The 15,860-nt window shown below is 48.1% G+C and carries 17 protein-coding genes; 14 read left to right on the top strand and 3 right to left on the bottom strand.

The annotated features are described in order from the left end of the window. Nucleotides 1–187: 187 nt before the first annotated feature. The 5 genes from RN22_RS22180 to RN22_RS22160 are packed head-to-tail and all read left to right on the top strand — an operon-like array spanning nt 188 to nt 2,999. Entirely contained in the window at nt 188–736 is a 549-nt protein-coding gene (locus RN22_RS22180) for an adenylate kinase (protein ID WP_046307868.1), read from the top strand. Between the two features lie 15 nt (nt 737–751). Beyond that, the gene (locus RN22_RS22175; RefSeq protein WP_046307866.1) at nt 752–1,276 is read left to right on the top strand and encodes a DinB family protein; all 525 of its coding nucleotides are present in this window, start codon (nt 752–754) and stop codon (nt 1,274–1,276) included. Nucleotides 1,277–1,303: 27 nt separating this feature from the next. Next, nucleotides 1,304–1,918, top strand: a complete 615-nt coding sequence (locus RN22_RS22170) for a LysE family translocator (RefSeq protein WP_046307864.1) — start codon at nt 1,304–1,306, stop codon at nt 1,916–1,918. A 34-nt stretch (nt 1,919–1,952) separates the two neighbouring features. Continuing rightward, nucleotides 1,953–2,534: an NAD(P)H-dependent oxidoreductase gene (locus tag RN22_RS22165; RefSeq protein WP_046307860.1), complete on the top strand. Its 582-nt coding sequence runs from the start codon at nt 1,953–1,955 to the stop codon at nt 2,532–2,534. Nucleotides 2,535–2,555: 21 nt separating this feature from the next. Beyond that, nucleotides 2,556–2,999, top strand: a complete 444-nt coding sequence (locus tag RN22_RS22160) for a GNAT family N-acetyltransferase (RefSeq protein ID WP_046307858.1) — start codon at nt 2,556–2,558, stop codon at nt 2,997–2,999. A gap of 72 nt (nt 3,000–3,071) precedes the next feature. Here the strand turns inward: RN22_RS22160 and RN22_RS22155 are convergent, their stop codons facing one another. Together RN22_RS22155 and RN22_RS22150 are read right to left on the bottom strand one after the other, a co-directional pair. Next, nucleotides 3,072–3,977, bottom strand: a complete 906-nt coding sequence (locus RN22_RS22155) for a glycosyl hydrolase family 17 protein (protein ID WP_046307856.1) — start codon at nt 3,975–3,977, stop codon at nt 3,072–3,074. 65 nt (nt 3,978–4,042) lie between these two features. Next, a complete protein-coding gene (locus tag RN22_RS22150) occupies nt 4,043–4,918 on the bottom strand; it encodes a glycosyl hydrolase family 17 protein (protein WP_046307855.1) in 876 nt (291 codons plus the stop codon). 367 nt (nt 4,919–5,285) lie between these two features. On the opposite strand from RN22_RS22150, the gene RN22_RS22145 reads away from it, so the two are divergent. Continuing rightward, the gene (locus RN22_RS22145) at nt 5,286–6,329 is read left to right on the top strand and encodes a nitronate monooxygenase family protein (protein ID WP_046307870.1); all 1,044 of its coding nucleotides are present in this window, start codon (nt 5,286–5,288) and stop codon (nt 6,327–6,329) included. 58 nt (nt 6,330–6,387) lie between these two features. Here RN22_RS22145 and RN22_RS22140 read toward each other — a convergent pair whose 3' ends face one another. Beyond that, complete coding sequence (locus tag RN22_RS22140) at nt 6,388–8,391, bottom strand: methyl-accepting chemotaxis protein (protein WP_046307852.1); 2,004 nt, start codon at nt 8,389–8,391, stop codon at nt 6,388–6,390. A gap of 434 nt (nt 8,392–8,825) precedes the next feature. Here RN22_RS22140 and hinT point away from each other — a divergent pair, with 434 nt between their 5' ends. The 8 genes from hinT (at nt 8,826) to RN22_RS22100 (ending at nt 15,806) form a co-directional block, all read left to right on the top strand. Next, on the top strand, nt 8,826–9,176 hold the full coding sequence (gene hinT, locus RN22_RS22135) for a purine nucleoside phosphoramidase (RefSeq protein WP_002540486.1): 351 nt from the start codon (nt 8,826–8,828) through the stop codon (nt 9,174–9,176). Then, complete coding sequence (locus RN22_RS22130) at nt 9,176–10,618, top strand: COG3014 family protein (RefSeq protein ID WP_046307850.1); 1,443 nt, start codon at nt 9,176–9,178, stop codon at nt 10,616–10,618. Before hinT ends, RN22_RS22130 begins: the two co-directional genes overlap by 1 nt. After that, a complete protein-coding gene (locus RN22_RS22125) occupies nt 10,618–11,004 on the top strand; it encodes a YcfL family protein (protein ID WP_046307849.1) in 387 nt (128 codons plus the stop codon). The genes RN22_RS22130 and RN22_RS22125 overlap by 1 nt, the downstream gene beginning before the upstream one ends. A 22-nt stretch (nt 11,005–11,026) precedes the next feature. Next, nucleotides 11,027–11,620, top strand: coding sequence for a penicillin-binding protein activator LpoB (gene lpoB, locus RN22_RS22120; protein WP_039850289.1), 594 nt, complete (start codon nt 11,027–11,029; stop codon nt 11,618–11,620). A gap of 3 nt (nt 11,621–11,623) precedes the next feature. Next, nucleotides 11,624–12,466, top strand: coding sequence for a phosphotransferase (locus RN22_RS22115; RefSeq protein WP_046307847.1), 843 nt, complete (start codon nt 11,624–11,626; stop codon nt 12,464–12,466). Between the two features lie 24 nt (nt 12,467–12,490). Beyond that, nucleotides 12,491–13,342 (top strand): DUF6279 family lipoprotein, encoded by an 852-nt coding sequence (locus RN22_RS22110; RefSeq protein ID WP_046307845.1) that lies wholly within the window; start codon nt 12,491–12,493, stop codon nt 13,340–13,342. A gap of 227 nt (nt 13,343–13,569) precedes the next feature. Further along, nucleotides 13,570–14,109: an alpha/beta hydrolase YcfP gene (ycfP, locus tag RN22_RS22105; protein WP_046307843.1), complete on the top strand. Its 540-nt coding sequence runs from the start codon at nt 13,570–13,572 to the stop codon at nt 14,107–14,109. Between the two features lie 404 nt (nt 14,110–14,513). Beyond that, entirely contained in the window at nt 14,514–15,806 is a 1,293-nt protein-coding gene (locus tag RN22_RS22100; RefSeq protein WP_046307840.1) for an NAD(P)/FAD-dependent oxidoreductase, read from the top strand. The last annotated feature ends 54 nt before the right edge of the window (nt 15,807–15,860 follow it).

Raw genomic sequence — 15,860 nt, 5'->3', positions numbered from 1 at the left:
CATGTAGACTAGCTACACATCGAAGCCTCTGCCTTGCATAAAATCCCCACAAACTGCTGCAAAAAACCATCATCAAAGGTCAACAGACCCTTAATGGTGGGGATGCTGTCGCGCGTTATATTTGCAGAACCCACCCAAGAGGTGGGTTTTCTTTTTTCTGCTTCTTGGTTTTTATCTTGGAGGCGACATGAAGAAAATAGCGGTATTTGGAAAACCGGGAAGCGGTAAATCCACCCTAAGCAAAAAACTGGCGTCAGAGACCGGGATTACCCTCTACCAGTTGGATTCCATGCTTTACCAGAAAAATGGAGAGCAGGTGAGCCACGAAAGTTTTGAAGCGCGGCATGATGAGATACTGGCCTCAGAGAGCTGGATACTCGATGGTATGGGATTGTTCGGCTCGTTTAACAAACGTTTGGAAGCGGCAGATACGCTCGTTTATGTCGAACTGCCTTATCTGACCAGCTATTGGTTGGTCACCAAGCGACTGCTGAAAGGTTTGTTCATCAAACCGGAAGGATGGCCTGATGAAAGTTCGGTGCTCAAAGGCAGTATGCAAAGTTACAAGTTTCTAAAACTGTCACCGAAGTTCTGGAATGACAAGTTCCTGAAAAGGCTCGAGGCCTTGTCAGAGAACAAAAACGTGTATGTCATCCGCTCGGTAAAGGAACTGAATGAATTCGTGCGCGTTAATGTGGAGCTTGAGAAGCGAACGCTTGGAAAGAAATCGATATAAGGAAATAGGGTCGGTATGAAAAGCCAGTTTGAGCTAATGGCAAAGTACAACCAGTGGATGAATGAGCAATTGCTGGGTCATATGGAAAATCTCAGTGACGAAGACTTGTATGAAGACAGAAAGGCTTTTTTTGGCTCTGCTTTTCATACCATGAGTCATGTTCTGACGGGTGATTTGTTGTGGCTGAATCGTTTTACCCGCGTACCTAGCGAGGTGACTCTGGAGCAGTTGCTAAGCCGTTATCCTGCGCCTCCAAGCAACACCGTACATTTGGTGGAAGACTTGGCCTCTTTGAAAGCAATGAGGGCGTCGCTGGATGATGATATTTCCCGCTGGGTAGCGTCTATTCCGGAGTCGGAATTCAATAACAGTTTGACCTACCGAAATACGGCAGGGGCAGAGTATTCTGAAAATCTCGCCTCTGTTCTTTTGCATTTTTTTAATCATCAAACTCATCATCGCGGCCAGTTGACGACCTTGTTAAGTCAATCTGGCGACAATGACTATTTTACTGATCTTATTGCGGTTATCAGGCAATAAAACTGTGTAGTTAAGGAGAAAGTAATCATGACCATTGCTTCTGGTCTCGCACTGTTTTTCGCCATGGCACTTTCCGCGCTTATTCCTGGCCCGAGCGTGTTTGCGACGATTTCACGTTCGATGGGGAGTGGAATGAAGCAGGGTATGCTGCTCGCGTTAGGGATCCTGATTGCGGATTACATTTTCATCTTCCTTGCGCTTTCAGGACTTTCCGCACTATCGAAAGTGCTGGGTGAAGTGTCTTTCGTCATCAAATATGTCGGCATTGCTTATTTGTTTTGGCTCGCCTACGTCAGTTGGACGGCAGAAGTCCCTGAGGAAGGAGAATCTGTCCCTTCGCAATCATCGAGATTTTCAAACTTGCTGACGGGAGTTGTGGTCGGTCTCTCTAACCCCAAAGCAATCTTGTTCTACATGGGTTTCTTCCCCGCGTTTGTGGATGTAACTCAAATCAGTGGGCTGCATGTGGGTGTCATTCTTCTGATTTCTACTGTTGGCGTGGGCGGTGTGTTAGGGATGTACGCCTATTCCGCGGCTAAAGCAGGAAAAATGCTGAAAAGTAAGCGTGAGAAGCAAATCCTGAACAAGGTGTCCGGCGGCTTTATGGCGTCGTGTGGCGCGTTTTTGTTCGCCAAGTCTTGATAGAACGAGCAGTAATGTAGCTAGGGAGAATGTCATGAAGTGTTTGGTGGTACTTTCGCACCCTCTTAAGGAAAGCTTGTGCAGTTACCTCTGTGAGGAAACGATTAAACACCTTGAGTCGAAGGGCTACGACATCACCTTGCTGGATCTCTATGGCGCTAACTTCGACCCAGTGTTAAGTGCAGAAGAAAGGCAAAGTTACTACGCCGAAGACTTTGACCGAAGTCAGCTTAACAAAGAGCTTGAACAGTTGGTGGAGGCGGAATCCTTAGTGCTTGTCTTTCCAACCTGGTGGTTCAGCTTTCCCGCCATGCTGAAAGGCTGGATTGACCGCGTATGGGCGCCTGGATATGCCTACGATCATGACGCGGAACTAGGGGCAATTAAGCCGAAATTGGGCAACCTCAAAGAAGTGAAAGTGGTGACCACGCTTGGCTCCCCATGGTGGGTGGATAATCTGGTGATGCACCAGCCAGTGAAGCGCGTATTGAAAACAGCGATTTTAGGAGCGTGCGCGAAAGAGTGTAAGGTGGCTTTCCTTTCTCTTTATAACGCCGAAAAGGCGGGTAGGGAGCAGGTCGATAAATTTGTCCAGAAGATCAAAGCGAAGTTTTAAGGTCAACAGTAGGGAGAGAAGATGGAACTCCGCAAAGTGGTGTTAAGGGATTTGGAAGCGGCTCAGGAATTAGTGAGAACGGTATCAGAGGCAGACGTTATGCCTTTGTTTAATGAACAAGGACAGGCTGAGTTCAAATCCCGGATCCTGCCAGATCTTGCAACCACTTTTGATGATTCTCGCTTCTACACAGTCATCGCGTTGAACAAGGATGAGGCAGTCGGGTTTGCAGCGCTGCGTGAAGGGAATTATCTGACCCATCTTTTTGTAGCTAAATCTGCACAAGGCACAGGATTGGGCAAAAGGTTGTTGGAGCATGTTTTGACTACATCGAGTGCTAATGAAATTTCACTACGCTCGTCTGTGAATGCTTCTGCATTTTATGCATCGCAAGGTTTTGAAGCGACAGGGAGAGAGTCAGATTTCAATGGCATTCGCTTTGTGCCAATGAGGCTATCTCGATAATGTTTGTCTCTTTGCGAGAAAACCGGATGTAGGCAGGAAAAAGAAGGGCGGTTAATCCGCCCTTCGTTGTAGTCAACCGTACAGAGACTGCATGACCAGTTTCGGTGTGCGATCCACCTTGAACAGACCCCAGTGTTTCTCTGGCTCTTCAGGGTGATTGTCACCTTTCCATGGCTCATCAAACGCTTCGAAGACGAAGGTCAGGATCTTCTCTTCGCGCGTCCATTGCAGCAGTTGGTCATAGTATGCTGCCTGAAGTTCTTCAGAGGCATTCCATGCTTCAATGCCGCGGCCATTTGAGGCTGTCGCCCAGCCAGCTTCGGTGATAACAACAGGCTTACCTGGGTGACGATCGGCGACATCGCGGTAGTTTTGCTTGGTGTATTCCAGCGCGTCGTCGATAGTTTTGTATTCCCAAACTGGGTAAGTGTGCAGGGAAATGAAATCAATCACTTCAACCAGTGCATCCAGTTTATATGTCCAAGGCACGTAGTTTTCACAGAAAGTGACAGGTTGGCTGATGCTGTCTTTTACTTTCTGAACGTGCTCAACCAGTTTCTCTACAGAGATCAGGTGATCGGTCCATTCAACACTTGCTTCATTGCCGACTGATACATAACCCACGATATCTGGGTATGCGTTTGCAAGCTCGATGAGGCGGTCAATTTCTTCCTTGTTGTGCTGGCGGTTTTTCTCCAGCAATTCTTCACTGAATTGTGCGCCCCAAGGGCAATTGGGGTTGTTCATTTCAGCCGCAACATCGGCGCCGAGCATTACTTTGAAATCAAGTCCTTCGTCGCGAATAACATCCAACACCAGTCTTGCATGAGTGCCGCAGTCATATAGACGCAGTGCAGACCAGTTGTGGGAGAGGATAAGAAGGTCTTCTTTGATCTCTTGGTACGTTGGGTAAATTCCCTCACGAGGGTTTTGACCTTCACGATAGCCTGAGTAACAAATGGCGTTTCTGTATTCCATAGCGCTTTTTACCTTAGTTTTCTTATGCCCGCAGATAACCCGTGGGCGCCTTGTAATGTGCTCTGTTAGGTTGAGTACTTAAAGTTGCCGTCTTTATCCCAAAGACCCCAGTACGCACCTACCGCGCCTTCCTTTTCCACCTTCCAGGCTTCATCGAAAGACGAGAAATAGAACACATCAATGTTCTCTTCTTCTGCCCATGCATAAGTTTCAACGAAATACTTAAGGGCATTTTCTTCAGAAGGCACTGAGCCACGCTCAGGAACCCCTTCGTTCGGCCAGCCGGTTTCTGAAATAATCACTGGCTTGCCTTTGCCGGCATTTATGGCACGGCGATACATTTCCTTCATATATGGCACGGAGAAGTCTATCGGACAGCCTTCCCAGAACGGGTAACAGTTTGTCAGGATCACTTCGCAGGCATCAGCTACTCGCGGATGGTTTTCAAAAAGGTAGTAGGCATCGACATAACCCACCTGAACGTCTGGTAGTTCTGCCTTCGCGCGTTCGATGTAGCTGATAAGTTCGTCTTCATGAATGTCTTCGCGAAGCAGCACTTCGTTGCCGACACCCAGAATGTCTACATAGCCTTCACGAGCCACTGCGATAGCATTCTGTAGCTCTTCCTCATTTTTTTCATGTTTGCCGTCAATCCAAACACCAACCATGGTTTTGAGACCATACTCCTTGGCGATTTTTGGAATCAGCTCGTTACCATCTGTGCATGAGAAGGTACGGATCCAATTGACGTGTGGTGCGATAATCTGAAGCCTTTCGTGGATTTGTGCTTCAGTGATCTTTGACCCAGGCCCTTGTCCATCAATATAAGGGCTGAAAGAGATCCCATGGATCTTCGCATCCACCAAATCACGTGTTTTTTGCTTGAGGTAGCTCAGCCACTCCTCTCCATGAGGCGCAGCTCGGTTGATTCTGCTTGACACTCTCCAAACTCCCTTTCGGATAGTCGCACTTTCTTTGAGTGCGGTTATTCACTGTCGGTTTTGTATTTTTTAGATTGACCTTCAAGTCGCTCTTGTCGTGGCACCAAAAAACGAAAAGAAAGCGCTTTCTTTTTCGAATTAAGCCATAGGGAAGAAATATGACAACCCGAAATGTTACGAACATGTACTTAGATCACATTTGAATAGATGCGAGTTAAAAACAGTTCCATATGCATGATGGTTCATTTTTCGAGAGTTAACATTCTGGAAATTAAGGAGTTGCTCACTGGCGAAACTGGGATTTTGACGTAAGGTATAGCCTTGATGGTGCATAGGTGAAAATGTATAGAAAATTGGGGTGTTGAATATGGAAAAGTTTGATTTTGCCAAATGGATTGGCGTGGATTTCCCCTTGATTCAGGCCCCCATGGCTGGTGTACAAAACAGCAAGTTGGCGCTTGCGGTTTGCAAAGCTGGCGGGCTAGGTTCAGTGCCTTGTGGCATGCTGGATGCCGATGCTGTCGTTGAAGAAATTAAGCGCATGAAAGAGGGAACCGATAAGCCTTATAACCTCAATTTTTTCTGTCATACCTCATATCCCTTTGATGCGGAGCGCCACCAAGCATGGCGCATTCAGCTTAAACCTTTCTTTCAGCGATATGGGATTGATGAGTCTGAATTGGGAAACAACGCCAGTCGTCTTCCATTCAGTCACGAGATGGCTGATGCCATTGAGGACTATGCGCCGCCTATTGTTAGCTTCCATTTTGGTCTGCCAGAACCTTCACTACTGGCGCGTGTAAAAGGGTGGGGGGCGAAAGTCCTTTCCTCTGCGACAACGTTGGAAGAAGCACGATGGTTGGAAGACAACGGCGCTGACGCTGTTATCGTTCAGGGTATTGAAGCGGGCGGGCATCGCGGAATGTTTTTGACTGAGTCATTGGATTCTCAGCGGCCGACCATGGAGTTATTGCCCAAGGTGGCCGATGCGATCAATTTGCCCGTTATAGCGGCGGGTGGTCTCGCAATTCGCGATGAGGTGGTGCAGGCGCGGGCTTTCGGCGCAGATGCGGTTCAGATTGGTACGGCCTACTTGCTGAGTGATGAAGCTAGCACTTCGGCGTTACACCGTCGCGCTTTGACGTCTGAAGCAGCAAAAAATACGGCGCTGACCAATGTGTTTTCTGGCCGCCCGGCGCGGGGAATCATTAATGGCGCCATGGCTGCGTTGGATTGTATCAGCGAAAAAGCACCGGTCTTTCCTTTTGCTTCTATTGAAATGGGGCCACTGCGTGCGGCAGCAGAAAAAGAGGGCAGGGATGATTTCACACCATTATGGTCAGGAGTGAATAACAGCCATTGTGAAGCGATCAGTGCATCAGCGATCACTAGAAAGTTGATGGGTATCTGAAAGTAGATACCAATAAAAAAGCGGGCAATTAGCCCGCTTTCTTGTTTGGAGATTTTAATTACACCGTGAAGCGATGAACCAGTTCGTTCTGGTTAACGGCTTGTTGGTCCAGTCGCTCACTCGCGCCAGCCACGTCCTGCATGGCGGTATAGCTGCTGTCGGCGATAAAGCTTATGTGCTCAACGTTGCGAGCGATATCCGCAGAAGTGGTACTTTGCTCGGAAGCGGCTTGCGCAATCTGGCTGCTCATGTCGCTGATCATCATGATGATGGCTTCAATTTCTTCCATTGCAGAATTGGCGTCAGACGCCTGCGCAACACTGTTACTCATTTCTTCCACGCATTCCTGCATCACCAACACTGCCTGACTTGATTGGGTCTGCAGCTTGCTAATCATCTCTTCGATTTCAGACGTTGAGTCGGATGTACGTTTCGCCAGAACGCGAACTTCATCTGCCACAACCGCAAAGCCTCGCCCTTGTTCACCGGCACGTGCTGCTTCGATAGCCGCGTTCAGTGCCAGAAGGTTGGTTTGATCGGCGATGTTGCTGATCACGTCCAGAATGGTTTCGATATTCGCAGTCATCTCTTGGAGTGAGGAAACCACGGCAACAGAATCATCCAGACGGCTTGAAAGCTGGTGGGTCGTGCTGATGTTGCGGGTCATGATTTCACGGCCCTTCGTCGCAGCATCGCTCACTTCCATCACTTTATCCATGGTGTGGCGCGCGCTGTTTGCAACGTCTTGCACTGAGTGCTCCATTTGCGTCATGGCCGCAGCGACTGCGGTGGTTTGCTGACGCTGTTCATTAAGCTGAGCTTTTGCGGTTTGCGTGGTGGATTGGTTCGCAGCTGCAACTTCAGCCTGCTCTTCTGCAGCGTCGCGAAGCTGTCGCAGAATGCCTTGAAGATTTGAGGCCAGGGTGTTGATGTGATCTGCCAGCTGGCCAAATTCATTGTGTTCTTTCACTTCGATGCGCTGGGTCATGTCGCCTTCAGTGATGGCTTCCAGCACGTTTAGGGTGCTGCTCAATGGCTTACGAACGCTTCGCGCAATGTGCCAGCCAATGAAGACAGTGATTGTCAGAATCAGCGCGCCAATAAAAATCGTCTGGCGAACACCATTTTTGAAGGTGTCGTTAGCTTGTGCGATAGATGCGGACATCACGTTTTCCGCTTGACCGCGGAACTGGTCGAGAATGTCCATCGCACTGTCAACTTCTGACGCAAGATTATCGATGTTGGTGTAAAGCTCGTTAGTCGCAACCAGGTATGCATAGTGCTGATCCAGGACACCACCTTCTCGGCTCACGTCGCGGGTAAAGGCATCGATGTCTTTCTGGAATTTCTCTTTCAATTCTGGAAGCTGTGAAGTCAGTGAACGGAAAGAGTAGTTCAGTTGCTTCACGCTACGGCGGTTGCCGTTCATGGCTTTTTCTACATCGGCCAGTTTGTTGCTGGCTAACGCGTCGGAAGTGTGGGTTTCTGTTTCCTGAAGCTTTTTGAAGTAGGTTTTAGAAATGATTTTCAGCGTCGTGGAGCCGTTATTTGCCACGAAGTCCTGCATACCCAGAGCCAGTGATGTATTCATGCGCTGGAATTGACGAGCGGCGGTCACACCCTCTTCTTTTGCAGTTTGCTGGCGTTGGAAGTTACCAATCGCCACCGATGCTTCAGAGAAGTAACGTTTTTCGATCTCACGCAGAGATTCCAATTGCGAAGCCAACTCTGCCTCACCGGAAGAGGCTTGGTAGAGGTTGTTCAGTGCCGTATCGAACTTCTGTCTTGCTGCTTCAAAGTTTTCCAATACCTGTTCGCTTTGTGAGCCGTTAGTACTGGTCAGGTAGTCTTTGAATATTTTGTCTGCGGCAAGAAGGCTAACACTGGCTTCGTTAGATAAGGAGACGAGGGGAAGTGCTTCTGAGGTGACGACTTCTAGCTGGTCGTGGATGTCTTGAGAACTTTTAAGGTTAAGGGTGTTGGTTGCCACCAGACTCACTGCGAGTACCGCAAAGCCGGCATACATCCGACGAATCACAGAGCTTTGTCGTTTTTTAGCCATTTACATTCCTCCCACCGGCGATTAACCGATGCCTCCCGAAACGCGCGTTCTAGCAAAAAGAAAAGGAACACGCTTAGTATTATTGCTTGTAGTTATATGCCGAGCTTCCTGCTTCGTAACGGGAAGGTCAGCCCTGTTCTAACACATCGCTTTTCTTGTCATCCGCCAGTATTTCAAAAACTTTAAACTTAAAAAGGTCAATACTTTCTAACCTTTGAAGTGAGACGCAAATTTGTTGAGAGAGTGGTTAATAAACAGCTAGGGGTTGATAACTGAAGCTGAAAGCTGTTTCTCAGTTGGTATGAAATTGTTACGGAAAGTGAAGAATTGAGGTAGAGGCAACTATCTACGATAAAAAACACTGTTCATTATTGCCCAAACTCTTTGTCTCTAGCATACTTACAGCTCTGTAACCGATTCATTTGGAGTTGCCCGTGGCTGAAGAAACCATATTCAGTAAAATCATTCGTAAGGAAATCCCGGCTGACGTGGTTTACCAAGACGACCTTGTTACTGCCTTCCGAGACATCAATCCTCGTGCTCCAAGTCATATCCTGATCATTCCAAACAAGTTGATCCCAACCGTGAACGACGTTGAAACGGAAGATGAACTGGCACTTGGCCGCATGTTTACTGTGGCGCGAAAATTGGCGGCTGATGAAGGCATCGCAGAAGACGGTTACCGTCTGATCATGAACTGCAATAACCACGGTGGCCAAGAGGTTTACCACATTCACATGCACCTGGTTGGTGGCCGTCCTCTAGGACCAATGCTGATCGGTTAATGATTAAAAAGCCTTTCTTGGCTCTCGCTGGTAAGCGCAGAGCCAATTCGTCATTTTCAAAGAAATTGGTGGCATTCAGTCTGGGACTCAGTCTGGTCGGATGCGCCAATCTTTCAGCACAGGCGTTATTCAGTCACTACTCCGCTGCGTTGCAACAGCCGCATGCGCTGGTGGCTAGGGGGGAGTATCAGCAGGCGTTGGAGCAACTCCCTGATTCACCCGACGGTGAGATTCTGGATGGCATGGAAAAAGGACGCTTGGCACTGCTTGCTGGCGACCTCGAACAGAGTAAAGCCGCACTTGAACAAGCAGATCTAGCTGCAACGGCAGAACAAGACAAAGCGATTATCCAGCTTTCTAAAGGCGTCGATCAGATAGGCGCATTGGTGACCAACGACAACATGCTCACCTACATGCCGCCGGATTATGAGCTTGGCTTTCTTCATCTGTATTTGATGCTGAATTACCTAAAAGAAAACAATCTTCAAGGTGCATTGGTTGAGGCACGTCGCGCAAATCAGGTTCAGGAGCGAGCGAAAAGACTGCGAGACAGTGAGCTTCAAAACGCGTCAAACACGGCAACACAGAATGGCATCGACGACAATGTCGGTGCAGTGTTGGCGAAATATCCTCCTGCAGGCAAGCTGTTAGGCTCGGTACAAAATGGTTACCTGTTTTACCTCTCAGCATTGCTCTATGAAGCGGAAGGCAACCTGAACGGCGCATTCATTGATTACAATCGTGCTTTAGCGGTGGAACCTGACAACGCATATATCGCGGATGCCGCGATGCGCGTCGCTTTGCGTCAGGGACGTCGCGATGAATTGAGATTGCTTGAGAAAAAATATGGCCAGTATCAACGTCCGGACAGATCGAAAGGGCAGTTGGTCGTATTAAATGAACAAGGCGTGGTGAATGCCCGTGATTTCTGGCGTTTGCCATTGTGGTTGTCTGATAGTCAGGGCTATCTTGAAGCCCATACGGTGAGTTTGCCCTATTACCGTTCGTATACTGCAGCTCCCCAGAAGGCATTCAGTGTGGATGGGCAAACAGTCAAACCAGCACAATTGGCGAACGTGAATGGCATGGCACAGAATGCATTAAGTGAAGCTATGCCGGCGATGGCGGTGCGTCAGATTTTGCGTGTTGTGGCAAAAAACGAGATGCGCAAGTCTCTGACTGAAAAAGATGATAGCGGTATTGGCAATCTCGTCGTCAACATCTTTAATGTGTTGAGTGAGCAACCGGATACCAGAAGCTGGCAGACGCTCCCTGAAAGTGCAGGCGTTTACAGCGGGTTTTATTCTTCAGGTCAGCACACAGTGAATACTGACGGACAATCTATTAACGTAACCATAGAATCAGGAAAAACCACGTTAGTTTGGCTATCCAGACAGGGCGGTCAAGTGGTTCATTGGCAGGGGATATTAGGAGGCATATGATGAAATATGCAGCAGTTCTGTTATCAGCAAGCATGTTGCTGGCAGGTTGTGCGAACGACACCGCTGGGATCAGCATTGATAGCAGTAACCAAAATGTGGTGTTGGGAAATTCGGTGTTGGCGAAGAACCTCGAATTTGGCAATGCGAAAACCAGTATCGTGAACGAGCGACTGCTGGCGCAGGTGATGGTGACCAATAAGAGTGATGAGTCCCAGAACCTGCAGTACCGTTTTAACTGGTATGACGCACAGGGCTTGGAAGTGGATAGCGGCAAGTCGCCGTGGCGCCAGTTTATTGTTTACGGTGGCGATTCAGTGACACTTCAGGGTGTGGCGTTAAACCCGGATGCGAAGAACTTCCGAGTCTCGCTCAGAAATATTCAGTGACTATAACGAAATGGGTAAAGCAATGAAGAAAAGCCTAATTGTGCTAATGGGTGCAGCTGCACTTATCTTGGGAGGATGTGCCAAGCAGGTGAGCTATGGCGATGCTCAGGAAGTGGAAACCACAACGATTGACTTCGGCTCGACCGATCTGCAGAAGATAGCGGTTGAGATGACAGACAGCATGCTGTCCTCTGGCTCTGTATCTTTTATCACCCGCAACGAACGTCCAATCGTGTTTGTTGAGTCAATCAAAAACAAAACCGCTGAGCACATTGATACTGAATCAATCACTGACACTATCAGCACTCGTTTGATTAACTCTGGCAAATTCCGTTTTGTTGACATGACCCGCGTTGAAGCTGTACGTGAACAGTTAGATTTCCAAAACAACGATGCACTGGTGAACCCAGGTACTGCTATCCAATTCGGTAAAATGGTTGGTGCGCAATACATGTTGTATGGCAACCTGTCGAGCATCAACAAGCAAGACGGCAGCGACAAAGACGTCTACTACAAAATGACCATGCGCCTGATGGATCTGGAAACGGGCCTTATCGAGTGGGCTGACGAAACCGAAATCCGCAAGAAGCAGTCTAAGTCTCTGATTGGATGGTAATCATTGCTTTTAGCTGATGAAAAAGAGAAGGCCGCAGTCATTGAAAGACTGCGGCCTGATTTTATTATTGAGCAGGCAGAATTTCTTGAGGGCGGGTTAAGTAACCGCTGCATGAAACTGACTGCGGAAGATGGCTGTCAATTTGTCTGGCGACCAGAAGCAGCGTCCGCAAAGGCATTTGGCTTAAGCCGTGATAATGAATTTGAAGCCTTAAACTTAGCATCAAAAGTAGGTTTGACCGTCCCGCCAGTAAAACGATATCTGGAGGGGTTACTGAATCCCTGGATTGAAGGCGAGACGATGACAGAGGCTTCGTTGGACATCGCAGCGACGCTTCAGGCTAAGGTCCATGAGTTGCCACCGCTTTCTAATACGTTTGATCCTTTTGATAAAGGATTGGTGTATTTCAGCAATCTTTCCGCAAGCCCGTTGAATGATTCATTGATTGCGGTTCATGAGCACTTCCAGAAACATCGATTTACCTCAGGCTTGCCGCTTGCTACTTGCCACTACGACTTGGGTTACTACAACTTTATCTGCCAGGAAAATGGTGAAATCAAAGTCATAGATTGGGAGTATGCCGCGTTTGGCGACCCAGCCATGGATTTAGTGATGACCTCTCTCGCAAATGGACTAGATCTTGAAACCTTGGTCAATCGATACTGTCAAATTAGACGTATAGATTCTGTTGTTGACTGGCAGCACGCCTGCAGACAATGGCTACCTGTTGCAAATTATTTGGGTGCCCTTTGGTATGCGCTCGGCTTTGAACTGTACGGTGGCGAGATTTATCGCGAGAGAAGCGCCTTCTTTTTAACGAAAGCGGAAGGGCATATGGCAGTTTGAAAAAGCCGCGGGGGAATCACGGAAATGACATTCAGCAAATCTTCAGTTAGGCATTTTCTTTTGTCGTTGGCCGCTGTATTCATGCTTTCTGCCTGCACCAATCAGTTTGCCTACAACACACTGCCGTTCTGGATTGATTACTACCTTTCTGACTATGTCGATACCACATCAGCCCAGCAAAAACAGCTGGATGCCGATTTGGAAGCTTTCCACGAATGGCACCGCCAAAACGAACTGCCTAAAATTCAGGCTCTGCTAAACCAACTTGAAGCTGATATGGCGAAGCCGCTTTCTTACTCTCAGATAGGCGAATATCACCACATTATTAATGATCGCATTCAAGCTTCTTTGGAAGGACTCACGCCAGCGCTGGTCAATCTAATCTCCTCGCTCAGCGATGAGCAGGCTCAGGCCTGGCTCGACATCCTCAACACAAATATTGAAGAAGCCGTCGAGAAAGCGAATGAAGGAAGCCTGGATGAGCAGTACTCTCGAAGACAGGAACGGCTTATCGAGCGTGCAGAGTTCTGGGTGAAGTCTGTCAATGCCAAGCAAAAAAAGCAGTTTTTGGAGATGGCCAGTTACCAGATCGAAATGCGTCCAGTGTTTTACAGTATCCGCGATGGACTTATGGGCGAGCTCGAAGGCATTCTGATGAATCGCAAAGACCCGAATCTTGGCGACCGTATCGATGATTACTTTGCTAACATCATCGCGTTCCAAAGTGAGCAGCACAAGAATGATATGGCGTTGTATCTGGCTAGACGATATGAATTGCTGCAGCGTTTGGATCGCCACCTAACTGAGAGTCAGCGAAAGGCGATGCGCCAGAAATTGGCCTCTTACAGTGAAGATATCACCGCCGTCCTTAACTGATGGAATGTCAGAATCGCCAATTCGTCTCAAAACCTTGAGCCGTACCCGTCTTTCGGTCTTAACCCTTAATAATGTGCGTGATTGGGTGATAGTATTTTGGTACCCAAGTTGTTTGACCGCACAAGGTCAACAGTGCCTTGGTTTACTGCATTTCAACGCGGATAACTTGTTTGGGTATAAACAGATTAAAAGCTGGGAACACCAGCGAAGAGTGAGAGGGACTTTTAGTGATTATTTATCTTCACGGCTTTGATTCAAACAGCCCCGGAAACCACGAAAAGGTCATGCAACTGCAGTTTATTGACCCAGACGTTCGCTTCATCAACTACAGCACACTTCACCCTAAGCACGACATGCAGCACCTTCTTAAGGAAGTGAGCAAGCAAATGGAAATGTCTGGAGACAAATCACCACTGATTTGTGGTGTGGGGCTTGGTGGCTTCTGGTCAGAACGAATCGGCTTTCTCAGTGGCATCAAACAAGTCATCTTCAATCCGAACCTGTTCCCGGAAGAAAACATGGAAGGTCGAATCGATCGTCCTGAAGAGTATGCTGATATTGCGACCAAGTGTGTTGAGAGCTTCCGAGCCAAAAACGCTGGACGTTGTATGGTGGTATTGTCGAAAGAAGATGAAATCTTGGATAACACCCGTTCCGAAGAAGTGTTGAGCCCGTATTATGACATCGTCTGGGACGACACACAGACGCATAAGTTTAAAAGCATCTCCCATCACCTGCAGGCAATGAAAGCGTTTAAAGACGCGTAACATTTGGTTTGTAGGGATTACAGAGCATCAGCTGCTAAGGTTGGTGCTCTTTTTGTATCAGCCATGTTATCAATTGGCGCAAAACTCATCAGTCTCGCCTATTTTCGCTGCATTTAGTGTGGATTTAGGGATTTAAAAATTGATTGAGATCAAGTGACCTGTATAATGGTTTCAACAAAAAATGAGCACCATGTCATAAAAATGCGGGTGTCGGCGTGCAACATAAAATAAACAACAATGCGCGTTTATAACGTTGAAAACAAAAGCTCTTTACCTCTCCAAGCGATATTTATAATCGACCGAATACGAAGGTTGTTTAAACACATTTTCTTTCATCACGCGATTCTGTCTTCGCGGGATGTAGCCCAATTTTTTCGTATTTAAATCATGGTGAGGAAGTAATCGTGACCAAAATTATTGTAGTCGGTGGCGGTGCTGGTGGCCTCGAATTGGCAACCAAACTAGGACGCACACTTGGACGTAAAGGACGCGCCAAGGTCACTCTTGTTGATCGTAAAGCAAGTCATCTCTGGAAGCCGCTTCTGCATGAAGTTGCGACCGGTTCCCTCGACGAAGGTGTGGATGCAATCAGCTACCGCGCCCACGCAAAAAACCACTATTTCGATTTCCAACTCGGTAGTCTGTCCGGCATCGATCGTGATAACAAAACCATCAAACTGGCGGCGTTGCACGACGAAGAAGACGGTGAGCTGCTGATGCCTGAACGTGAACTGAGCTACGACATTCTGGTGATGGCTATCGGTTCAACGTCAAACGACTTCAACACTGCCGGTGTTCGTGACAACTGTATCTTCCTGGATAGCCCAGAACAGGCGCGCCGTTTCCGTAACGAAATGAACAATGAGTTCCTGAAGCTGCATGCGAAATCCGGTAACGGTACCGTTGACATTGCGATTGTTGGTGGCGGTGCAACAGGTGTTGAGCTTTCTGCTGAACTGCACAATGCCATCAAAGAGCTGCACAACTATGGTTTCCAGGATCTGGATAGTTCTAAGCTGAACGTTACTCTGGTTGAGGCTGGTGAGCGTATTCTTCCTGCATTGCCGCCACGCATTTCTGGTGCTGCACAGCAAGAACTGATTAAGCTGGGTGTGAACGTTCGAACGGCGACCATGGTTGTCAAAGCGGACGAAGATGGACTGGTCACCAAAGACGGCGACAAGATCCCAGCCCAAATCATGGTGTGGGCAGCTGGTATCAAAGCGCCAGATTTCCTTAAAGACATCGCAGGTCTTGAAACTAACCGCATCAACCAATTGGTGGTGAAATCAACGCTGCAAACTACACGTGACGAAGACATCTTTGTTATCGGTGATTGCGCAGCGTGTGAGCAACCAGACGGTACTATGGTTCCACCTCGTGCACAGTCAGCACACCAGATGGCAAGTCGTTGTTTCTCGAACATTGTGGCGAAAGTGACTGACCGTGAATTGAAGCCATACATCTACAAAGATCACGGTTCGCTGGTTTCTCTGAGCCGCTTCTCTACCGTAGGTAGCCTGATGGGTAACCTGACCCGTGGTTCGATGATGGTAGAAGGCCGACTGGCGCGTGTGGTTTACATTTCTTTATACCGAATGCACCAGATCGCGCTGCACGGGGTGATTAAAACCGGTTTGATGATGGTAGTTAGCCGCATCAACCGCGTACTTCGCCCGTCCCTGAAACTGCACTAACTGCAGGCTTCGGAAAAAAAAAGCTGCCAAATGGCTAATGCCGATCAGTTAAGC

Source organism: Grimontia sp. AD028 (assembly GCF_000973155.1).
Lineage (GTDB): Bacteria > Pseudomonadota > Gammaproteobacteria > Enterobacterales > Vibrionaceae > Enterovibrio > Enterovibrio indicus.
This window is presented reverse-complemented; position numbering and strand designations above follow the sequence as displayed.